Source organism: Rhodococcus sp. 05-2254-5 (assembly GCF_002258575.1).
In the GTDB taxonomy this organism is placed as follows: Bacteria; Actinomycetota; Actinomycetes; order Mycobacteriales; family Mycobacteriaceae; genus Rhodococcoides; species Rhodococcoides fascians.
The window spans coordinates 217,082-235,820 of sequence record NZ_NOZG01000002.1 but is presented as its reverse complement, the minus strand read 5'-3'; the positions used below and the strand labels follow the sequence as shown (position 1 = coordinate 235,820).

At 64.1% G+C, this 18,739-nt stretch carries 22 protein-coding genes; all 22 read right to left on the bottom strand.

From position 1 onward, the window contains the following. Nucleotides 1-16: 16 nt before the first annotated feature. The 22 genes from CH278_RS02145 to CH278_RS02040 all read right to left on the bottom strand — a co-directional run bounded on the left by CH278_RS02145 (nt 17) and on the right by CH278_RS02040 (nt 18,731). Nucleotides 17-970, bottom strand: coding sequence for a hypothetical protein (locus CH278_RS02145; RefSeq protein WP_094621084.1), 954 nt, complete (start codon nt 968-970; stop codon nt 17-19). Nucleotides 971-982: 12 nt separating this feature from the next. Further along, the gene (locus CH278_RS27310) at nt 983-4,156 is read right to left on the bottom strand and encodes a phage tail tape measure protein (RefSeq protein ID WP_179274393.1); all 3,174 of its coding nucleotides are present in this window, start codon (nt 4,154-4,156) and stop codon (nt 983-985) included. 18 nt (nt 4,157-4,174) lie between these two features. Next, nucleotides 4,175-4,519 carry a hypothetical protein gene (locus tag CH278_RS02135; RefSeq protein ID WP_094621083.1) on the bottom strand — a complete coding sequence of 115 codons (345 nt, stop codon included), beginning with the start codon at nt 4,517-4,519 and terminating at the stop codon, nt 4,175-4,177. A 38-nt stretch (nt 4,520-4,557) separates the two neighbouring features. Beyond that, nucleotides 4,558-4,959, bottom strand: a complete 402-nt coding sequence (locus CH278_RS02130; protein ID WP_094621082.1) for a hypothetical protein — start codon at nt 4,957-4,959, stop codon at nt 4,558-4,560. Further along, a complete protein-coding gene (locus tag CH278_RS02125; RefSeq protein ID WP_094621081.1) occupies nt 4,956-5,294 on the bottom strand; it encodes a hypothetical protein in 339 nt (112 codons plus the stop codon). Before CH278_RS02125 ends, CH278_RS02130 begins: the two co-directional genes overlap by 4 nt. An 85-nt stretch (nt 5,295-5,379) precedes the next feature. Next, nucleotides 5,380-6,189 carry a hypothetical protein gene (locus CH278_RS02120; protein WP_094621080.1) on the bottom strand — a complete coding sequence of 270 codons (810 nt, stop codon included), beginning with the start codon at nt 6,187-6,189 and terminating at the stop codon, nt 5,380-5,382. A 63-nt stretch (nt 6,190-6,252) separates the two neighbouring features. Continuing rightward, nucleotides 6,253-6,648, bottom strand: coding sequence for a hypothetical protein (locus CH278_RS02115; RefSeq protein WP_094621079.1), 396 nt, complete (start codon nt 6,646-6,648; stop codon nt 6,253-6,255). Next, nucleotides 6,645-6,920 (bottom strand): hypothetical protein, encoded by a 276-nt coding sequence (locus tag CH278_RS02110; RefSeq protein WP_094621078.1) that lies wholly within the window; start codon nt 6,918-6,920, stop codon nt 6,645-6,647. The genes CH278_RS02115 and CH278_RS02110 overlap by 4 nt, the downstream gene beginning before the upstream one ends. Further along, complete coding sequence (locus CH278_RS02105; RefSeq protein ID WP_094621077.1) at nt 6,920-7,255, bottom strand: hypothetical protein; 336 nt, start codon at nt 7,253-7,255, stop codon at nt 6,920-6,922. Before CH278_RS02105 ends, CH278_RS02110 begins: the two co-directional genes overlap by 1 nt. Beyond that, nucleotides 7,239-7,622, bottom strand: a complete 384-nt coding sequence (locus tag CH278_RS02100) for a hypothetical protein (protein WP_143536202.1) — start codon at nt 7,620-7,622, stop codon at nt 7,239-7,241. Before CH278_RS02100 ends, CH278_RS02105 begins: the two co-directional genes overlap by 17 nt. Nucleotides 7,623-7,636: 14 nt before the next feature. Further along, the gene (locus CH278_RS02095) at nt 7,637-8,020 is read right to left on the bottom strand and encodes a hypothetical protein (RefSeq protein WP_094621075.1); all 384 of its coding nucleotides are present in this window, start codon (nt 8,018-8,020) and stop codon (nt 7,637-7,639) included. A gap of 1 nt (nt 8,021) precedes the next feature. Further along, nucleotides 8,022-8,933, bottom strand: a complete 912-nt coding sequence (locus CH278_RS02090) for a phage major capsid protein (RefSeq protein ID WP_094621074.1) — start codon at nt 8,931-8,933, stop codon at nt 8,022-8,024. 16 nt (nt 8,934-8,949) lie between these two features. Continuing rightward, the gene (locus CH278_RS02085) at nt 8,950-9,318 is read right to left on the bottom strand and encodes a DUF2190 family protein (RefSeq protein ID WP_094621073.1); all 369 of its coding nucleotides are present in this window, start codon (nt 9,316-9,318) and stop codon (nt 8,950-8,952) included. Beyond that, the gene (locus CH278_RS02080; RefSeq protein WP_094621072.1) at nt 9,311-10,753 is read right to left on the bottom strand and encodes a phage protease; all 1,443 of its coding nucleotides are present in this window, start codon (nt 10,751-10,753) and stop codon (nt 9,311-9,313) included. The genes CH278_RS02085 and CH278_RS02080 overlap by 8 nt, the downstream gene beginning before the upstream one ends. Then, nucleotides 10,750-12,024: a DUF935 domain-containing protein gene (locus CH278_RS02075; protein WP_256991802.1), complete on the bottom strand. Its 1,275-nt coding sequence runs from the start codon at nt 12,022-12,024 to the stop codon at nt 10,750-10,752. The genes CH278_RS02080 and CH278_RS02075 overlap by 4 nt, the downstream gene beginning before the upstream one ends. Before the next feature lie 13 nt (nt 12,025-12,037). Beyond that, nucleotides 12,038-13,525, bottom strand: a complete 1,488-nt coding sequence (locus tag CH278_RS02070; protein ID WP_094621071.1) for a hypothetical protein — start codon at nt 13,523-13,525, stop codon at nt 12,038-12,040. Continuing rightward, nucleotides 13,470-13,883 (bottom strand): hypothetical protein, encoded by a 414-nt coding sequence (locus CH278_RS02065; RefSeq protein ID WP_143536201.1) that lies wholly within the window; start codon nt 13,881-13,883, stop codon nt 13,470-13,472. Before CH278_RS02065 ends, CH278_RS02070 begins: the two co-directional genes overlap by 56 nt. Before the next feature lie 287 nt (nt 13,884-14,170). After that, nucleotides 14,171-14,878, bottom strand: a complete 708-nt coding sequence (locus CH278_RS27855; protein WP_256991801.1) for an AAA family ATPase — start codon at nt 14,876-14,878, stop codon at nt 14,171-14,173. 160 nt (nt 14,879-15,038) lie between these two features. Next, nucleotides 15,039-16,073 (bottom strand): hypothetical protein, encoded by a 1,035-nt coding sequence (locus tag CH278_RS02055; RefSeq protein WP_094621069.1) that lies wholly within the window; start codon nt 16,071-16,073, stop codon nt 15,039-15,041. A 20-nt stretch (nt 16,074-16,093) separates the two neighbouring features. Further along, nucleotides 16,094-17,062, bottom strand: coding sequence for a helix-turn-helix domain-containing protein (locus CH278_RS02050; RefSeq protein WP_094621068.1), 969 nt, complete (start codon nt 17,060-17,062; stop codon nt 16,094-16,096). Beyond that, nucleotides 17,026-18,189: a hypothetical protein gene (locus CH278_RS02045; RefSeq protein ID WP_094621067.1), complete on the bottom strand. Its 1,164-nt coding sequence runs from the start codon at nt 18,187-18,189 to the stop codon at nt 17,026-17,028. Before CH278_RS02045 ends, CH278_RS02050 begins: the two co-directional genes overlap by 37 nt. Continuing rightward, nucleotides 18,186-18,731: a crossover junction endodeoxyribonuclease RuvC gene (locus CH278_RS02040; protein ID WP_256991800.1), complete on the bottom strand. Its 546-nt coding sequence runs from the start codon at nt 18,729-18,731 to the stop codon at nt 18,186-18,188. Before CH278_RS02040 ends, CH278_RS02045 begins: the two co-directional genes overlap by 4 nt. Nucleotides 18,732-18,739: the final 8 nt, after the last annotated feature.

Sequence of the window (18,739 nt, the reverse complement as noted above, 5' to 3'; positions counted from 1 at the left end):
TCCGATCAGGAGAGAGCTACTGGAGTCCCCAAGGCCTCGTCCACGGACGCGGCAGCCGTAGGTTGATGCCGACACCAGCGGGTGCCAGCGACATTGCGACGTTCATCTGTCGCGCGGGTGTGTAGGGCGGGATGCCGTACAGGAAGCGGACCATCTTCATTCGCATGTAGTAGGCGGTGTCGATCGACGACCGGAACTGCCCACCCTTGGCCGCGCTGTCTGTGTTCACCATGACGTTCTCGCCCGCGAGCATCGTGGGCATGACGATCTGTCGATTCGCATGTCCGACAGCAGCATCGAATGACCGGGTGCTGTAGTAGTCGCTGCCGAACGAGTAGTCCGGAAGCGTCGGCTTCCCCGGTGCCTGGCATTGCCAAATGGCGAAGATCGGAATGTCGGTCGGATTGAGCCACTCGTCCTCGGCGAACGAGCCGTCCTCGCGACGCCAGATGTTGCCGGTGACCGTGGAACCGTTCGTCGTGTCCGACGGTGCGACCCAGGTTTTCGCGACCGACTCCTCGTACCAGAACGGATCACCCGAGACGCACGTGACGATGATCGTGTCGACCTGCGTCTGATTCGGGTCCGACTTCGCCGCGATCTTGAGTTCCTTCGCGAGCCGGATTTTGAGATACCGACGCGAATTCTTCGTCTCGATCCAGAGCTTGCAGTCCTTCTCGGCCGACCAGGCTTTCGCCCACTCCGAGTCGTTGTCCTGCCAGTCCGGACCGCCGACGTTCCCGGCGATCTCGACGGAGAACACCGTGCGCCGCTCGGGGAACTTCTTACCCTGGAAATCGGCACCGTTTTGGAACGCCCACGACTTGTACATCGTGACGAACGGGGCGTCGTAGAAGTCGTCGATATCCGACCCCAGTACGACGCCCCGGTTCCCTGCCTTCGGACCGGCGAGACAGAACATCTCGCCGTTGTGGCCCTCGAACTCGACCACCGTGGAACGTGCCACCATTCCAATCCCCCTCTATCTGGTTGCTTGGAATGCGAGAGCGTCCTCGCGACGACGTGCACGGTCCTTCGACATCGCCTCGTCCATATCGGCGACGTGGTAGTGGATGTGCTCCTCGACGATCTTCGCGCCTTCGAGCAGACCCTTGAGCAGACCGCCTGCCTGCGTGGGGATTCCGAGATCGGAGAACGCCTGATCGACGTTCGCCTTCACGAAGTCACCAGCAATCGATCCAGGTGTGGCCGACGTGTCGATGCTCGACTGGTATGCCGAGTCGACGCCACCTCCAGGCGAGAACGATGCTCCTGCACCGGAACTGCTCGAACTCGAGCTGCTCGGTGCAGTAGAACCGCCGCTCGTGCTCGGCGATGCCGGAACATCCACATCGGCGTCACCGACAGGAAGCTCGGCCGGCGCAGGATTGCCTCCGGTGAACGAGCTACCCGGCAGATGCCAGAAGTCGGTGAACTGCGAATCGTCGCCACCCACGGTCCCGCCGAACTTGCCGCCACCGTACGAGCCGCCCATCTCGAAGTTCTCACCCGTCGGCAGGGTCGCCGCCGTGTGTCCACCACCGGGCCCGCCGTTCTTGAACCCGACGAGCAGATCTTCGCCACGAGTGCCCTTGCCCTGGACGAAGCCGCGTGCGGCCAGCTCGTCGGCCTCGTTGCCCGTCGCGAACCTGCTGCCGAACGGATCTCGACCGGTTGCGTAGTTCGCGAGCGCCGAGACGGCACCCGAGCAGTCGCCCCAGTTGACGCCGCCCCAGTCGTACGGCTTCCCATCGACGCCCCGGGCGAAGTCGCGCAGGGCTTCCTTGGTGACCATGCCGCCGTCGGCAAAGCCCGCCAGCTCTCGGCCGCGCAGGATCGCGTCGACGAGTGGCGAGTCCTCCTCCTGGCCCAGCACGTTGCCGGTGTAGTCACCTCGACCGATGAGCGAACCGAAGCCGCCGACCATCGAATGTAGGAAGTCGGCCGACGGAACCCACCCGTCGTTGATTGCTTCCAGGATCGGAAGCGTCTGCGGCGTAACCGAACTCGCCTTGTTGATGAATTCGCCCGTCGAGGCGCGAATCAGCATCGAGTCGGACCGCGGCCCGCCCGGCCCGTTGAGCATGCCGCCGTCCCGGAAGTACGGGATGTCCGGCGTATCGATACTGACCCGACCGCCGCCGACGATGCTCGGCAGATTGAACCCGAGCGAGAAGTTGTTCCACTTCCCGATGATCCAGTTCAGGACGCCCTTGAACCCGTTACTCAGGCCGTCCCACATTCCCGACGCGGCGTCGGAGATGCGGCCCGGCAGGCCGGTGACGAAGCCGACCAGCTCATCGAACTTGCCGACGACCCAATCCTTCGCCTCACCAGCTTTATCGCCGATGTATCCGAAGTAGTCGCCGAGCGCGGTTATGCCGCCCGAGACCTTTTCGTACATCCAATTCCAGCCCTGCAGGATGGCATCCCACGTCGCTGTCACGATCTCGCGACCGACCTCGGTCTGAGTGAAGAAATAGACCAGTGAACCCACGAGTGCCCCGATGGCGACGACAATGATGCCGATCGGATTCGCCGTGAGAGCGGCATTCCAAAGCCATTGCGCTGCAGTGGCGATAGTCGTTGCCGCCTGAATTCCCATCGTGACGGCCTTGTACGTGATGTAGGCCGCGCCGAGTGCGCCGACCGTGATCGCGAGAACCTTGGTGACGGTCTCGTTCTCCTGCATCCAAATGACCGAGTTCTGTAGCGCCTCGACCAGGCCGGTTTGCAGTGATCGCTTGAACTCTTCGAGCTTGGTTGCGCCGTTGTCGCTGAGCGTCGTTCCCATTCGCTCGGTCGCGCCCTCGAATCCGGCCATAGCCGGTTCGGCACCGGCCAGCCCGGACAGGAAGGCGGGAATCTGGTCGATCGAAAGATCCTCGAGAGGAGTGCCGAACAGGGCGATTGCAGTGTTCGCACGAGTCGCCGGATCTTCGATCCCCAAAAGCCCCTGCGCGGTTCTCTGTAGCGCGTTCTGCGCTCCTTCCCCACCTGCCGCTACAGCATTGGACATCTCCTGCGCGTCAAGGCCGATCGCCTTGTATGCGTTCGACGAGGCCTCGCTCATGTCCGATCCGCGGATTGTGAATTCCTTGAGCGAATCACCGGTCTTGTCGAGCGCGAACTTGCCTTGCTCGGCTGCGCTTACCAGGAGATTGAAGGATTCCTCACCGGTGAACCCGAGCGAGCGAAAGTTGGTTCCGTACTCCTGGATGATCTCGGGCAGCTCGTCGCGCATCGCGGCCGGGACGCGCTGAAAGCTCTGCGTCATCAGGTCGAATGCCTCGGTCGAGTCAGCCGCCAGCCCGTTGTTGAGCAGCTGCGAGGCGGTCTGCACAGCAGACGAGACGTCGGTGCCGAATGTGTCCGCGAAGTTCAGAGCATTCTTGGTGACCGTATCGAGACTGGCCTCGCCCTCGAAACCCAATGTGTGGAAGGACGATTGGACGATGCCAACCGCTTCGGATACTTCACCCATCGACTCGCCGAAGGCTTGCGAATAGATCGAGGCCGTCGTGCTGGCCAGCTCGGCTGCCTGCTCGCCATCGACGCCGAGCGATGCTGCGAGTCGGTCGGTCGAGACCTCGTTCTCCATCGAGGACATCGCGAGTTCCATCGCGGTTCCGACGCCGGCCGCGGCGATGGCCATGCCACCGAGCTTCTTGGCGTTATCGTCGATCGAGCCGCCGAGATTGCCGAGCCCCGAGCGGAATCGACCGGTGCTCTGCTCGGTCTCATCGGTCGCGTTCGCGGCGCGACGGTTCGCCTCTTCGAGATCGTTCGTCGCGCGAGTGGTGGCCTCGGTCGTACGCAGGGCATTGCGCTGCGCGGTCTGCAGGCGCTCCTCTGCGGTGGCCAGCTGTGACGCTGTAGCGCGACCGGAATCGCGCAGTTCCTGCAGTTTGAGCTCGGCGACCCGGACCTTGCCAGCGGCGTCGGCTTCTTTGTCGCGCGCGGTCGAAAGCTTGGCCGATGCGGCAGCGACCTGCGCTCGGGAGGCCTCGATGCCGGACGCAATTCCAGCACCGGCCGCACGTCCCGCAGCGCGGCCTGCCGTCCCGAGCGTGCCGGTCAGTTCGGATTCGAGAGCACCAGCTGCGCCGCGCATCGAGGGGATGACCTGCAGGACTGCGTAACCGACGTTCTCCATGCAGGCACCCCCTCGCGACTAGATTTCGCCGGCCTCGATTGCGCGATTGCGCTCGGCGAACTGCTTTTTGAGCTGCCTGATTCGGCGATCGCGTGCCGCACTCTGCTTTGGCTGCACGCGTGGGATCGGCCGGGCCGGGTGATCCTTGCCGGTCCAGGCCTTCCAGATGTCCGAGAGCAGATACTCGGTGTGACCCCACCGGGGCTTGCCCTTGTTCGACTCGATGACGAGCGACGAGTCATTGGGCAGGTTTTGAATCCGTACCCAGATCTCGCGCAGCGTGAGTCGTCGCTGTCCGCACTTGTCGAACCTCCACCGATCCGAATAGCGGATCCCGTGGAAGCGAGAGAGGTCCGCTTCCACGAGGTCCGCGTGCTCGTCCAGTGCTCGGAGGAGGGTGATCAGTTTCCCGTGCTCAGATCCGTCACGGCCTCGTTGATCGTGTTGAACAAGTCGCGAGCTTCGGTGTTCGTCAGACGCGGCCGAGCCTGCCTCAGAAGCGCGGTCTGCTCACCGCCCAGAAGACCTGTGAGCGCAACGGGGACGTTGCCTGCAGCGAGAGGTCGGGTAACCGTCCAGAAGTCCCACTCGTCCGGATCGGACGCGATATGGAACGTCATTCCCTCCCACTCGACGGTGACGGTCTCGGTGCCCTCGGCTTCGATCTGCGCTGCGGACTTCTTGCGGTCCTGCGGCTGCTTCACGTTGGCAGGCTTGTGTGGCTGCGCTCGCTTGGCTGCGGCCCTCTTGGCGGGGGCGCGGCGAGTGGCGGACTTGATCGGTGTGGGTTCTGCGTTGGTCATGGTCGCGGTTCCTTCGTGTCGGTGGAAAGTTTCAGCCCCTCGGTGCGGAGCAGGTGACGGAGTAGCTCGGCGATCAGCAGATCGCGCACATTGGCGTCGGCCTCCTCGTCGTATCCGACCTGGTCTTTCAGGTCGCGATCGAACGCGGCGAGCGTGTCGACCGTGGTTCGATTCGATGGGTCTGCCTCAGCTGCGGTTTCACGTTTTGCGATCTGCACAGCGGCGAACAATCTGTTGCGCGTGAGTGCGTCGTTCGGGATTGTGCCGTCGGGGTTGGCGATACCGAGACGCTCCGCAGCGGCCCGGATCTCGTCATTGGTGGGCATGTCGGACATTCGCGGTTCTTTCTCTCGTTCGCGGTTCGGATCAGGTGAAGACAGCGGGCCGGTCGAACCGCGTGAACTCCCGGCCCGCTGTCGATCAGGAGCCGACGACCGTGACGCGCGAGGCGGGCGACGGAGTCAGCAGGCTTGCATCAGCAACGAGCAGCTGATTGGTCTCGCCGAGGAACTCACCGGCGAGCTTGATCACGTACGCCCCGACGGTGCCGGTTACCGTGACCTGGCCGGTGCCGAGGATTGCCTCGAGTGCAGCCTGTACGGCAGTGGTTGCGGCGTTGTACGCGATCGCTCCGGTGACCTGGTCCTCGAACGCGAGAGTGAAGGTTCCGGTCGTAGCGCCGACGACGGTGACAGTCTGCGTCTCGTTGACCGGTGTGTACTGACGGATGTAGAGCAGACCGTCGCCCTGTGCGTAGATCGTGGCGGTGACTTCCTTGCCCGACGGATCGGACTCGTTGCGGTCGAGGTTCGGGATCCACAGTGACGATGGCACCGCAGTGAACATGCGCTCCTTGCGGCCGAAGTCGTTGATGGTCTCGAAGCACACGCCCATCAGCGCGGGACGCGGGACGCGAATGCTGGTCGCCGACGACCCGGGGTGTGCGATCTTCCGCGTGATGCGGTTATCTTCGAGAAGCGTGAGCTTGCGCGACTCCTCGTAGTTCTTGTAACCCTTGCGGTACAGGCCGATTCCCCAGCCGAAGTGGGTCGACTCGTCCCACTTACGCTCGTTCGAGAAACCCGAGTCGCCGTCGAGGATGCCTCCGTTCGCCCACGCGCGTGGCAGTGGGTCGGCGATGGTCGCGGGCTTGAGGGCGGTACCGGTCGGGTCGAAGTAGACCCCGGCGTTCGCCCAGATGTTCACTGCTGTGGGGTTGTTTGCGGGCATGACTGAATCCCCTTTCGGGAGTTGGTGTGATGGAGCCACCCGAAAGGGGTGGTCGAGCGCGAATTAGATTGCGGCTGTGCGCATGCGAGTGAGTACGGTTGCCGATGCCATGAGGCCGAGATTCTTCGAGTCGCGGGCGTCGAGCACTCCGGTGCCGGGAAGGATCTTTGCGACACCAGGAATGCTGGAGCTGAGCAGCAATCCGATGGCCGTGCTGACGATCTCGCGCGAGCCGGTGCGACTGTTCGACCAGACAGTGAGTCTCAGCGTCGGCTTGCTCAGCACGGGCCACAGGAGCCCGCCGCCGTCATCGGCCACCACAAGCATCGGTGGCTTGTTCGGTTTCCACTCGTCGTCGAGGGCGAGTGCGCACCGAACACCGGGGAATCGGCCGGCGAAGTCTTCCGCGAGGAAGTCCTTCACCGGCCGGGCTGCATCCTGCGGTACGTACACCGTCACGAGGTCACCTCAAGTCCCACCGCTGCGGCCGCTCGGGTGAGCGCGCCGTCGGAGACCTGCAGCTCGACGCCGCGCGGATCCGCGATGATCACCAGCGCCGCCGAGCGGTCGGATGTGTACGGAGCCACGACGACGTCGATCTCGTCGTCGTCGATTGCGGCGCGGACATTCTGTGCGATCTGCTCGGATGCCGCGTTGGTCATCGGGCCGAACGACTTGAGCACCTTTCCGACCCCCGCTCGGTCGAGGCGCAGCCGAACCCCCGAGGCCATCAGCCCACCGCCTTCATCAGCTCGACGACCCAACTGCAATCCTCGGGATCTTCGTCGTCGATGTTCTCGGCAACGTCGCCGTCGATCTCGAACTCGACACCGCGGACGATGATCGTTCCGGTGTTGACGATCGAGACCGGAGGACGCTCGGTGATGTAAACCCGCATTCGGGTTACGCGTCCGTTGCGGCCTCGCTCGGGTGCCTCGGTCGAGCCGAGCGGCTCGATGACACAACCAGGGATCGTGACCGGAATCGACGAACCCGCAATCGGATCGTCGTTGTCGTCGCGGCGCTCCCCCGGCATGTAGATGACCGATTCATCGAAGGTCGACACAGTCACTCCGATCGCCGAAGTGGCCAACGGGCATCTCACCGAACGAGATTCCGAGCAGTTGACAGTGCCATTTCAGGAAACGAAGTTCACCATCGGGATTGGTGAGAGTCCCTGCGCGCGAACGAGGCCCGACCGCTTTGGTGTACGACAAATGCCCGCGCATCGAGCCGGGTGTCATCGCGTCACGCACCACCGACGTGACGACGGTGCGAGCATCGTCCTCGTCGATCGGCTTCGTCGATTTGCGTCGAATGATCCGAGACGCTGCGGCGAGAAGATCCGCGGCATCGTTCCGCTCGAACTCGCTGAGGGGACGCCATCTCGACTCGAACTCGCCGACTTCGACGAACGTATCGGTGTCAGCCATGACGCCCCCCTTCATCACGGCAGCAGCTCGATGAGCTTTGCGCGCGTGAGATCCTCGGCCGCGTCCTCGGCGAACCCGGCCGCACCATCTGTCGCTTCGTGAACCTTGACGGCGTACGCGACCCACTCGGCCTTGGTTGCCGTCGGTTCCGGTCGATCCGGATTACCGGTCGACGCCGGGGGCTGATCGGATGGCGGCTCACCGTCGGGAATCAGGAGGTCGACCGGGTCTTCGATCACGACAACCTCGGCGATGAACCCCTCGTCCTCGAGACGCTTGATTTCCTCGCGCGAGACGTCCGATCCGACGGGCTGGCCCTTGTAGACGTAGGCCCGCGACCCGGTGCTCTTGAGCTTGACGATGGTCAGGGCGGCTACGCCGATGTACTGCTTCGCCATGTCAGACTCCCGTCACCTTGATAGCGGCGTTCGGTTCCTGGACCATCGGGACACCGACCTTGCGGGCCTGCAGACGCTGGCCATCGGCGTGCTCGAGCCGGAACTTTTTGGTCTGCACACCGTCTGCCGAACCGGTGTAACCACCGCCCTGGTCCTCGAAGGCGATAGACCCGAGCTGTGTCGAATCGAGGCACATCACCGTGGTCGACGGCGGCATGTTCGTCGTCTTGACGATGGTGAATCCGGCGATCTTCTGGATGCGGCCGGTGAGAACCGGAGCCTCACCCTCGCGCGGCAGCCGGTCGAGAATCTTTGCGGCCGCGAGGAGTCGTGCGAACTGCGTCGGACGCGCGAGGATCATGTCGACCTCGAAGCCCTCATTCAGTTCGTCGATCACCGCGCCGGACAGCAGCGCGTCGAGGAACGGATCCGCACCCGCGGTGTTCCATGCAGCCGAGGCGGCCTGCGTCTGCGTGACAGCGGACGCGACGGCCGACAGCACCGTCTCGTCGAACTGCTTCGCGAGACGGTTCGCGAGCTTGATCAGCTTGCGGCTGACGATGTCCATCCGGTTGCGCGAGACCAGAGTGTCGGGGAACTCGGTTGCGAGAGCCCACTTCTCGGTCTTGACCTGAGTGATGGGACCGGCAGTATCGCCGGTCAGCGGGTACTCGCCCATGTCGCCGACGCGCTCGGCCAGGCGATCCGAGTAGATCGACTCGCCGGTCTCGAAGATGGCCGATCCGGAGCCGGTCAGATCGACGCGGCCGGACAGGATCTTGTCGCCGACGAGGCGCTGTTCGACGAGTGTGCGCAGCATTCGGTAGATCAGGACGGGATTGTTCATCAGTCGGTCGACGGTGATCCGCTGACCGTTGATCGTGGGCCCCTGGTCGGGGTAAGTGGTAGGCATCTGCCCAATTCCTTTCTCAGCGAGTGAACTTGACGGGGAACTGGACACCAGCGCCGGAGGCGGCTTCCAGCGCGGTACCGACCAGCGCATCCGGCGCGTCTGTGCCGGAGACCCAGGTCGTGACCTGACCACTGGCAGCGCACTTCACGCGCGCTCCCTGAGCGATCGCACCGGCAGCGGTCGGGTACTGCACCGCTCCCGAGTAGGCGACGAACAGCTGACCGACTGCCGCATCCTGAGACGCGACGCCGATCCAGTCGAGAGCGCCAGCGCCCGCGGTAACGCCCGCGGCAGTGACGATCTGGCCACCAGTGACCCCGCCTGCACCCGCGACGCGCGTGGGCTGGCTCTGGCCTCCGGTGAACTTGGGCAGGTAATCAGGCATTGAGAGCTCCCTTCGGAAGGCCGAGGCTTGCCTCGAGCGCGCCGATGTCGTCGGCGGAGAAGTCGGATTCGGGCGCGTCCTTGGCCGTGCCGATGGACGCGCCGACGGGCACGAGTCCCGCGGCCAGTCCGGCCAGTACTTCGCGTCCACCCTTGGGGTCGGCCTTGAGGTACGAGAGCCAGTGATCGCGCTGTGCGGGCGGGAACTTGCCGGCCTTCACCGCCTCGTCGACGAGACGACTACGGTCGTCCTCTTCCTGACGCTGCGCTGCCTGCTCGCCGCGTGCGGCTGAGGCCTGCAGAGCTGCGAGCTGCGTCGCGTCGATCTGGACCACACCGGGCGCTGCAGCGCGAGATGCTGCGGCAGCCGCGGGGACGGGCTCTTCGGGCGTGGTGGCCAGCTCTTCGGCTGCGGTCACCATCGCATCGACATCCGCATCCGCGTCCACCCCGAGGGCTTCACGGAAGGCGGCTTCCTGCTCGTCAGTGAGTGTGAGTGCCACTGTCGAGCCTCCTTTCGGATCGTTCCCGCCCGCGTGATCCGCGGTAGGGGTTGACGCCGAGGCCGATTGGCCGGGGCGTGATTCGGCACGGTTCGCGTACCGAATGGCTGTGGGTGCAGACGCCGCAATGTCCGGCGCTGCAGCAGGATCGGCAGGTGCAGCCGGGGTGACGTCCTCGTAGCGAACGACGACCGGGATGGCGGTCTCGAAGGTCACGCCGTCGGCACCGTCTCCCGTCACCGTGATTGGCACTCGTGAACGAGTTCCGGTGTCGTCGTCGATGACGATGAGCTGCAGCGGATCGAGCTGCATCTCCTCGATCCACACCGACCAGGGCGCATCCTCGTAGTAGGCGCGGCGTACGTCCTCGGTGCTGACGCCCAGCGCTACGGCGGGCGGCTTCGGGTTGGGCATGGCAGATCCCTTCAGGTGGACTGTGACTCGCTGGCCGTGACCACCGGACGACGCCGCGACGCCGTACAAAGTGGCGACGTCCTGCAGCGATTCGAGAGTTCCGATGGCCGGGTGCTCTACTCCGAGCAGCGCGACCGCGGTGATGACGAACGGGTGGGTGTGGCCGATGGCGCACTGGTACTCCCACTGCCCCTCGATCGAGCGATCCGGAAAGGCTGACGCGAGAACGGGTCCGAGCCATCCCGGCATGCCGACGTAATCGCCGACCATCGTGTGGCCGTCCTCGGCGACCGCCATGTTCGCGATCCACCCGACGGCAGGCTCGCCGTCGAAGCGGGGATCGGTGTGTCCGAGCTTGAGAACCGGGCGGCGCACCGCAGGACAATCGAGCGCGGCCACCGCCGAGGCGAAGTCGCCCGTGGTGAACGTATGCACTCCCGTGCTGGCCGACCATGTTCCGGTGTGCATCAGCTCCACCGACGGCAGGTGAGAGAGCGCAGGAGCGATAGGAACGGTCACGTCGTCACCTCTTCCGGTGCCGGTTCAGGTGCAGGCGTGGCCGGTGAACCCGACCCGAGCGGCAGGCCGTACGCCTGGCGCACCGCAGCCTTGATCGCCTCGTCAGGATCGAGCAGGCCGCCGTCGACCAGCATCTTGAGGGCAGGGGCAACGGCGTCGTGCCGAGATCCGATCTCGTCGAACACGATTCGCGGAGCCGCCACCTCAGGGCCCCAGTTCAAATCCACGAGGTCTTCGACGATGTGCTGATTCGCCGTCTCACACAATGCGTCTGCGAGGGTCTGCAGTGACATCACGAAGAAGTCTGCGAACGTGCTACCGAGCGCCCACGATCCGGTCTTGTCGCCGAGGTTTAGGAAGTGAGCCAGGACCGCGCGGCCGATCTGCGCATCGTGGTAGTTGATGGCCGGCTGCGCGTCGGGCAGGTTGCCCTCGACGCCGAGGAGCCGCAGTCTCGCCTTCCAGGGCAGAGCTGCTCCGGACGCATCTCCCGAGCGGTATGACCGAGCGATGTCCTCGCCCTTGTCGAGCTGGGCCTGCTCGTCCCGCTCGCCCGCCTCGTAGACCGGGACGCCCATGCCGTTGCGCTCGATCGTCTGCGCCTGCACTCGGAGCAGCCGATCCTTGAGCAGCCAGTTCTTGTACGCGGGCCGTAGCAGCGAATTGCCGAGCCAGTCCGCGCCCTCCTTCTCGTACACGTAAGCGACGAGCTGAGTCACCGGAATCGGCTTGTCCGCGTCGTACTGCTCGATCGAGACCAGACCACCATCGCGGGCGACGTTGATTGCCGAGATGGTGCGAGGCATCCGAGGACCGAGCTTGCGAAGTCGGAGCAGGCCAGTCGTTTCGTCGACCGCGTACTCCTGCTCGAAGAACATGTGCCCGTACTGAATCGAGAGCAACGCGTTCTGAAGATGCTCCTGCCACGAGAACCGGCCCTTGGTCCGGCCGCGCGGCTTCGGCTCCATGCCGTGGATCGGCAACCCGAGATCTTGCGAGACGTGCTCGTACACCTCGGGGTCTGACCCGTTCGGATCCAACCGCCACCCGGTCCGCATCACAGGGAGACTGACGGCGCGCAACACCGACTTGATCTGGGCGTCCTGCCGTTTCATCTGCTCGTACACCCGCGACGCGAGCGGCCATCGCAGCTCCGGAGTCTCCTCGACTTCCACGTCCCAGTAAGAGCCACCGGTCATGTGGCCGTTGGCATTTGCGTACCCGATCGTCGTCGGCTTCGCGACGGGCATTGTCTTGGCTGGCGCTGTCATCGCTGCCCCCTTCCTAGAATCCGACGGACATCAGGTCGTAGGTCTCGCTGCGGCGCGACTGCGCCGTGACGGGTCGCTGCGTCGGCATCTGCACGGGCACACGGGCGAGGGACTCGAACTCGATCAGGCCCCAACGAGCCAACGTCGCCGCCTCGAGCGGCGAGATCACTTCGTCTTCGGCTGGAACCCAGATGAAGCCGCCCGATGATTTCTTCTGTTCGGCCCCGACAACTGCGTCGGCGAGGTTGGAGTCACCGACGTGCGAGAGCTGATTCGACGTCGCGTCGTTGAGGAAGCCGCCGCAGGCTTGCACGTGCTGCTGCACCGTGGTGGTCTCCGGCTCGATCCCATCCTTGATCAGCTCCGGGACGATGATCATGGCCGGATCGCGCCGCTCGATGATCACGGCAACCGGTTTCTGCAGGTTGACGATCCGGCGCACGTACGACCTGGCCTCGGCGCGAGTCATCTTCTCGTGCTTGCCGACCTCCAGATGGATTCGGCCGGCCTCGGTCTTCTGCGCCGACGCGATCGACCACCACTCGTTGTTCTCCGACGACGAGATGGCCAGGCATGACGGACCGACGAGCGGTGAATCGACGTCGATCATGTCTGCCCACCTGCCCGCGGTGATCGACGGAACGTGATCTGCCGGTGGCGGTTTCCAGATTCCGAACCGCTCGCGACCGAACTTCTCGTCGTCCATCTGCCCGCGCTCCACCGTGCGGATGAAGTCGTAATCGAGGTGCAGGCCCAGCGCCGGATTGCATGCGTAGAGCGCGTCGTCGTCGCCGTCGAGATCGACGCCCTCGGGCGAGCTCCACTCGAAGTACGCCAAGCCGCGGTCCTTCGCGAGACCGCGGTTGCGGATCTTCTCCAGCGCCTCCGACGACTCCATACCGGCCGAGGAGACGTACCAGATCTGCGCATTCGGCACTGCTGCAAACGCAGGCAGGGCGTCGGCCAGCATCTCCGGATCGAGGTCGTACGCCTCGTCGAGGAACAGGGTGTTGCCGGTGAAGCCACGACCCGAACCACCGGAGCGGGCGACGAACTGGAGGATGCCCCAGTCGGTCTCGATACCCATCAGCTCGTTCGACTCGCGATACCGGCCCGCGATCTTGCGATCGAGGTCGGGAGTCTGCCGGCACAACTTCTTGATGCGCCGGAACATCTTGCGCGAGGTCTTCATCTGGTGCGCCGAGTAGATGATCTCGGCGTCCTTCGTCAGGAACATCGCCGCGAGCTGCCGAGCCTCGATGACCGCGCCCTTGCCGTTCTGGCGAGGGACGATCAGGCCGACCTCCATCGCCGACCAGCGCCCGCCTGCACGCAAACCGAGGGACTCCTCGATCACGTACTCCTGCCACGGGTCGAGAATCAGACCCGCATGCTTGGCCAGAGCGACCGTGTCCTGTCCCAGGCTGGTCAGGTAGAGCGGAACGCTACTGTGCTGCGGTCTCTGCGAACCGATCCGCGACTGATTGAGCGAGAGCGTCAAGGAAACTCGCCCCCGCATCCCCGACGTCGCTACTGCCGCCGCCAGTGCCGAGCTTCAGCTGCGAAGCAAGCTGCCGAAGAGTGGTGATCGTCTGACGCCGCTCGACCAGGAGCGCGTCCACCCGCAGATGAAGGACGACGTCGCCGTCACCCTCCGACTTCGGGACCGTCACGGTGGCCCACGCGTTGGAATCACCCGCCAACAGCTCATTGATCCGGTCGAGCTGGTCGGCCATGCGGCACAATTCGGCGATCACGACTGCTCGCACGGCGTCGGGCTCGGATCTGGTCAGATCACGCCACAATGCCGCGCCTCGTGGCCGCAAATTCTTGGGTCGGAGCGCCTTCGGAATGGCCACGGTCACCCCGTTTTCGCAGGTCAGACCGCATAAACCATGCATGGTCGGTGCATAATCATGCGGTATTTCATGCATGATGCCCGGATTTCCATGCGGGGGGAGAGAGAAACGGCCTGACGCGCACCGAAGGGTCAGCTGGTGGGGGGCCTAATGTTTACGGAGCCCCTGGTCAGGGGCTTGCATGCAGTGCATGACAGCTCCAATCGGCATAACGCCTGGTCAGCGACCTGCATGACCATCCATTGTCATGCATGGACGCCTGGATGGTCATGCATCGTCGTGAATGGTCACCACGCCATGCGGTTGCCGAGCACCTTGCCCTTGAGCGCCGGCCTCGTGTGGTCTCGACAGCCATCGCCTCGTGCGCTGTTGCAGGGCCCGTGGAGCAGTCTGTCGGCCTTCGTGCCGCCCTTGGCCCGTGCTTTCGAGTGGTCGGCAGCGAGGCCCTGAGAGAGGTACATGGGCTCACCGCACCACCAGCAGATCGTGCCCTCGATGTGCTTGCGCTTCAACTCCTTGGCCACCTGTTGGTGATCCCACCCGAGCCCCTTCTCGGTGGTGGTCTTGGGCGTGGCCCGTGGTGCGTGTGTCGCTCCCCTGCCCTGATACCAAGCCTTGACTGCACCCTGCATCTGCCACGGTCGCTCGGCCTTGGCTCGGGCCATGACGGTCTCGTACCCCGGGTCGATGGTCACGACCTCGGCCCCTCGGTTGCGGTAGCTGGTGAGCAACGCATCACTGGGCGATGAGTGGATCACGTACACGTCGACCTCGGCGCTGACGCGTATCGCTGCATCGATGGCTGCCTGCCTCGCGGCCTTGGTGACCTTCTTGACCGAAGCCTCGTGGGAGTGTGCGCTCTTGCCCTCGCTGGGGATTGTGAGCGCGTGTGCCAGCTTGTCGTAGTCGACGATGATGTCCCCGCGTTGGGCCTGCTTGGCGCACCAGGTGCTCTTGCCTGCGGCAGGTGGGCCGATCACGACGTACAGGCTCACCGCGCCTCCCCACGTCAAAAAGCCCCTCGGCCGTTGACCAGTGGCACGAGGGGCGAGCGTCGAATGACGATGGGGGCCGGGGGCAATCCAGGTGAAGATACACTGGGTCCGTTGGCAGAATCGAGTCTAGACCATGCCGACCAGGGATGACGTGAAGCGGCTACTCCTTCTTCGGCAGCCGCCCGATCGCGTCGATGATCGAAACGGCATCCTCGGTGTCCATGCTCTTCGGCGACTTCGAGAATCCTGGATCGCCGAAGACCCTGCGACCGAGTACCAGTCGAATCTGCTCGCGGCTTTCCGGCTCTCCAAAGCCGGCATTGAAGGCCTCGATGCTCCTCAGCTGAACCGCAGCGGTCCTGGCCCAACGTGCACCGTCTCGGTAGTGGCTCGACAGTCTGCCAAGGTAGCCCGAGAGCCCGAGGAGCGGAATCGTGAGCCCAAGCTTGGCCAGGACCAGCGGCAGGGTTATGTCGTGTACACCGGCAACTACCCAGATGCCAACACCTATTGCGCCGACCAGCGAGCCCGCTGCCCCACCAGACAGCAACATCGCAGTACGACCGTCGCGCTTTGCATCATGACCAAAGCTATTACCCAGTAATGCTTCTCCGGTACTACCCGCAGCAGTCTGAGCGGCCTTCTTCGCATTCGCCGCCTCTACTTCAGATAGGCGGATTCGGCCAACTGCTGCGTCGGTCTGCTTTACGCGTCGCTGCAGAAGCATCTCGCTATCCGGTGGATACTCAAGGACTATTTCAGCAATCTTGGCGTCAAATTCGCCTAACTTTCGCATCCATGCGCTGCGCTTCTCCCTGGACCAGGCGGTTGTGGCTTGGAAGTCCGACAACGCGATAGTTCCAGCCATATTCCACTCGTCCAACACCAACTTCGCCGATTCGACGGCCGCCTCGGTTCTCAGGTTCGTCACTGTCATCAGGCTCTGCAAGAGGTCGCTCACTGGAGTTCGGTCACTGAGCAACGACCGAACTGCTTGGCGGTCTCTTTGATCGAGCCCTTGCCAGCCGATAATCTCCGCTGCGAGTTCGAGTCGCGGGGTCAACTCGGAACCTTTCGGCAACCCCGGTGCGAGGTCAAGCGCAATCGCTAACTCCTGCAGTAGTGCGCGCCAACCACCCCCATCGACCAAATCCGCGCTGAGCTCTTCCCTAATGAACCCTTGCCAATCCACCATCCGTGCATCCTTGCACCCGATCAAACATGAGCAACATCGAGCACATCGCCGAGCCGAAAAACTGCTGGGTCGCTTCGCCTAATCCAGTAACGCGAAATCCCACCGTCTTTCTCGCGCCAGCCCTTCGGCTTGATCAACCCGTCCCGCGCCCAGCTGTACAAAGTCGACCGCGGTACACGATGACCCAACTCGGTGAGAAGCGTTCGTAGCTCGGGGATTGTGTACAGCCGCTCGTGCATCTGGTTGAGGATGCGTCGATCGAGCTGGCGCACGTCGTACATGGAGCTGCACCGTCGGCACCGCACCCAGTCCTCGCCGCGTTCGACGTACAGGTCGGCTGTGCACTCGAAGCTCTTGCCGTCCTGGGTCCAGGTGTAGCCGCACGGCCCCTTGTAGGCGAGCGGTGGCAGCGCGTCGATCACCCTGCGCACTCGGGCGAGCGCCGAGGTGATGTCGTCGTGCATCTCGCCGACGGCCGGCAACGCACGCAGTGTGGCACCGTGCACGACCATCCATATCGCGGCCTGCTCGACCCAGTACGTCGGATCGTCGCTGAACGCAGCAGGGTCGCGGCGTGGTCCGGATCGGTTGTTCTGGACGAGCTGGATCAGTCCGGGCCGATCCATTGCGTCGCCGACCAGCCACTCGCCGCCGAGGTGGTCCGACAACACGCGAGCCCATCCGGTGATCGCGTTCTCCATCTCGAAGAACGGCCCCTCGGTGGGACGAGTGCGGTACGCATCGTTCGACAGGCGCACGGGCACAGCCGTTTCGGCACTCTTGCCGCCGACCGTGCCGCGTGTGAGTCGATCCTGGCGCGCTCGGGTGATGGTCATGTCGACCACGAGGCTTGGCACCTTGCGCAGCTCGGCGACGAGGGTGTCGGCGCAGAGCTGGCACAGCGCATAGTCGTCGTGGACGATGCGGCCGCAATTCGAGCACTCGATCAGGCTCACCGACGTCGCCGCCTCGTCGCGTCGAGTGCCCACATCGGCGGTTCCTCCCGCTCACGGGTCACGGGCGGCAGCGGTGCCGTTCGACGGTTCAGGGGCGCTTGCCCGCCGATGCTGACCTGCCAGGTGGCAGGAGCTGCCGTAGACCAGTTGAGACCGTTCTGTCGAGGAGGCATCAGGTAGAAATCACGGCTACCCCAGCGATCACCCCAGATCAGGCGATTCCGGTTACTCGGATCGAGCATGCGGATCTGAGCGTCGACGTCGGTAGCCCACCACGGAATCGAGCCGGTGGTCTCGATCGTCGCGTCGACTAGCTCGGGCAGCGTGCCAGTGATCTTTAGCTCGTAATGCTCGCCCAGCGTGTCCCAGACAGCCGACCAGAGACGCGATCGCAGCGTCTTCTCGACCGTGTAGGCCGGGAACGCGCGCTCACGCGGTATCCACATCCACGGGCGAGGTTCGGTGGGTACCGGGTCGAACAGGTCGTTGTAGGAATCGAGGAGGCCTTCCAGTATTGACACTGCGCGTTGCGCAGGAGACGGACGGCGGTCGACCACCGAGTAGGTGATCGACGCTCCTCGGCGGTAGTCGTACACAGGTAGGCCGTCCTGATACGACGTGGGGAACATCGGGTTCGTCCACGTCATCAGGCGTTCGAGATACCCCGTTGCGTCACCGAATCCAGGGGCGGTTCGACGCATGAACGAGGCTCGACGCATGAACGGGTCGAGAGGCAGCGATGACCACGGCGATTCAATCGGCCACCCCTCGCGGATCTTCTTGAGCTGCCAAGGCGTCGCCCACGGTCCGATGAAGTCCGATCCAGGGCAGATCACCTCGGAATCGTCGGTGGCGTAGCGGTACTCGTCGAGCGCCTTCGTCGCCTCCTCGAGGGTGATCGAATCACTCTGGCCGAATGTCTCCTGACACCACATGCAGTTGCAGTGCAGCGGGCTCAAGCCAAGGCCTGAACTCTGTGCTCGCTGCCAGTCGTCGCGCAGCTGCTCGATTCGGACGGTGATTGCGAGCCCGTGCCAGTCACGCACGCAGTGAGGGCATTTCGGATGCTGCGGGTCGTCGTAGTCGTACCCGTTGAGCGGTTCGCCCGCCTCGAGCTGCTCGTCGATCAGGGCGTCGATGTCAGCGATGATGTCGCTCATAGTCCTGCTCCTGTCCAGTCGACCTTCGGTGAGTAGTGGCATGGCAGCTCGGGCTCGTACCACCCGAGTTTCTGACCGCCGATGGTGCCGAGCGTGAGCGCGTCTGCTTCGTTGTCGTTGTGGACCTTCGCGCCCGGCCACAGCTCGGTCATTGCCTTCATGACGTCGTCTTTCTCGGCGTGCCCGTTGCCGGTGGCGAACATCTTGAGCGTCGTGGCCGGCACATCGATGACCGGGATTCGGCGGCGTGCGAGGAAGCGCACGAGGTCGAGCAGTAGTGCGCACCGCTCCTGGTAGAGCCCCGAGTACTTCGGCGGCTTGAACGGCAGTGCCTCGACCATGACGAGCCGTACCGAATCCGGCAGTGCCGCAACGATTGCGTCACCCTGCTTGCCGATCCGGAGGGCTCGCTGAGCGATGGTGCCGCCCGTGTTGACGCTGCCGACGGTCTTGAGTTCGGGCACGTTCTTGCCGGTGACGAGACGCGGATTGCGAAGGATCGCAATGCCGGTCGCGGTCATCGATGGGTCGATGCCGACCACGCAGCCAC

What these genes read in the sequence shown, in the direction of transcription:
- CH278_RS02120 (WP_094621080.1), bottom strand. Translation starts at nt 6,189, where the DNA reads ATGCCCGCAAACAACCCCACAGCAGTGAACATCTGGGCGAACGCCGGG.
- CH278_RS02110 (WP_094621078.1), bottom strand. Translation starts at nt 6,920, where the DNA reads ATGGCCTCGGGGGTTCGGCTGCGCCTCGACCGAGCGGGGGTCGGAAAG.
- CH278_RS02085 (WP_094621073.1), bottom strand. Translation starts at nt 9,318, where the DNA reads ATGCCTGATTACCTGCCCAAGTTCACCGGAGGCCAGAGCCAGCCCACG.
- CH278_RS02090 (WP_094621074.1), bottom strand. Translation starts at nt 8,933, where the DNA reads ATGCCTACCACTTACCCCGACCAGGGGCCCACGATCAACGGTCAGCGG.
- CH278_RS02075 (WP_256991802.1), bottom strand. Translation starts at nt 12,024, where the DNA reads ATGACAGCGCCAGCCAAGACAATGCCCGTCGCGAAGCCGACGACGATC.
- CH278_RS02125 (WP_094621081.1), bottom strand. Translation starts at nt 5,294, where the DNA reads ATGTCCGACATGCCCACCAATGACGAGATCCGGGCCGCTGCGGAGCGT.
- CH278_RS02095 (WP_094621075.1), bottom strand. Translation starts at nt 8,020, where the DNA reads ATGGCGAAGCAGTACATCGGCGTAGCCGCCCTGACCATCGTCAAGCTC.
- CH278_RS02045 (WP_094621067.1), bottom strand. Translation starts at nt 18,189, where the DNA reads ATGAGCGACATCATCGCTGACATCGACGCCCTGATCGACGAGCAGCTC.
- CH278_RS02145 (WP_094621084.1), bottom strand. Translation starts at nt 970, where the DNA reads ATGGTGGCACGTTCCACGGTGGTCGAGTTCGAGGGCCACAACGGCGAG.
- CH278_RS02100 (WP_143536202.1), bottom strand. Translation starts at nt 7,622, where the DNA reads ATGGCTGACACCGATACGTTCGTCGAAGTCGGCGAGTTCGAGTCGAGA.
- CH278_RS02055 (WP_094621069.1), bottom strand. Translation starts at nt 16,073, where the DNA reads ATGGTGGATTGGCAAGGGTTCATTAGGGAAGAGCTCAGCGCGGATTTG.
- CH278_RS02130 (WP_094621082.1), bottom strand. Translation starts at nt 4,959, where the DNA reads ATGACCAACGCAGAACCCACACCGATCAAGTCCGCCACTCGCCGCGCC.
- CH278_RS27310 (WP_179274393.1), bottom strand. Translation starts at nt 4,156, where the DNA reads ATGGAGAACGTCGGTTACGCAGTCCTGCAGGTCATCCCCTCGATGCGC.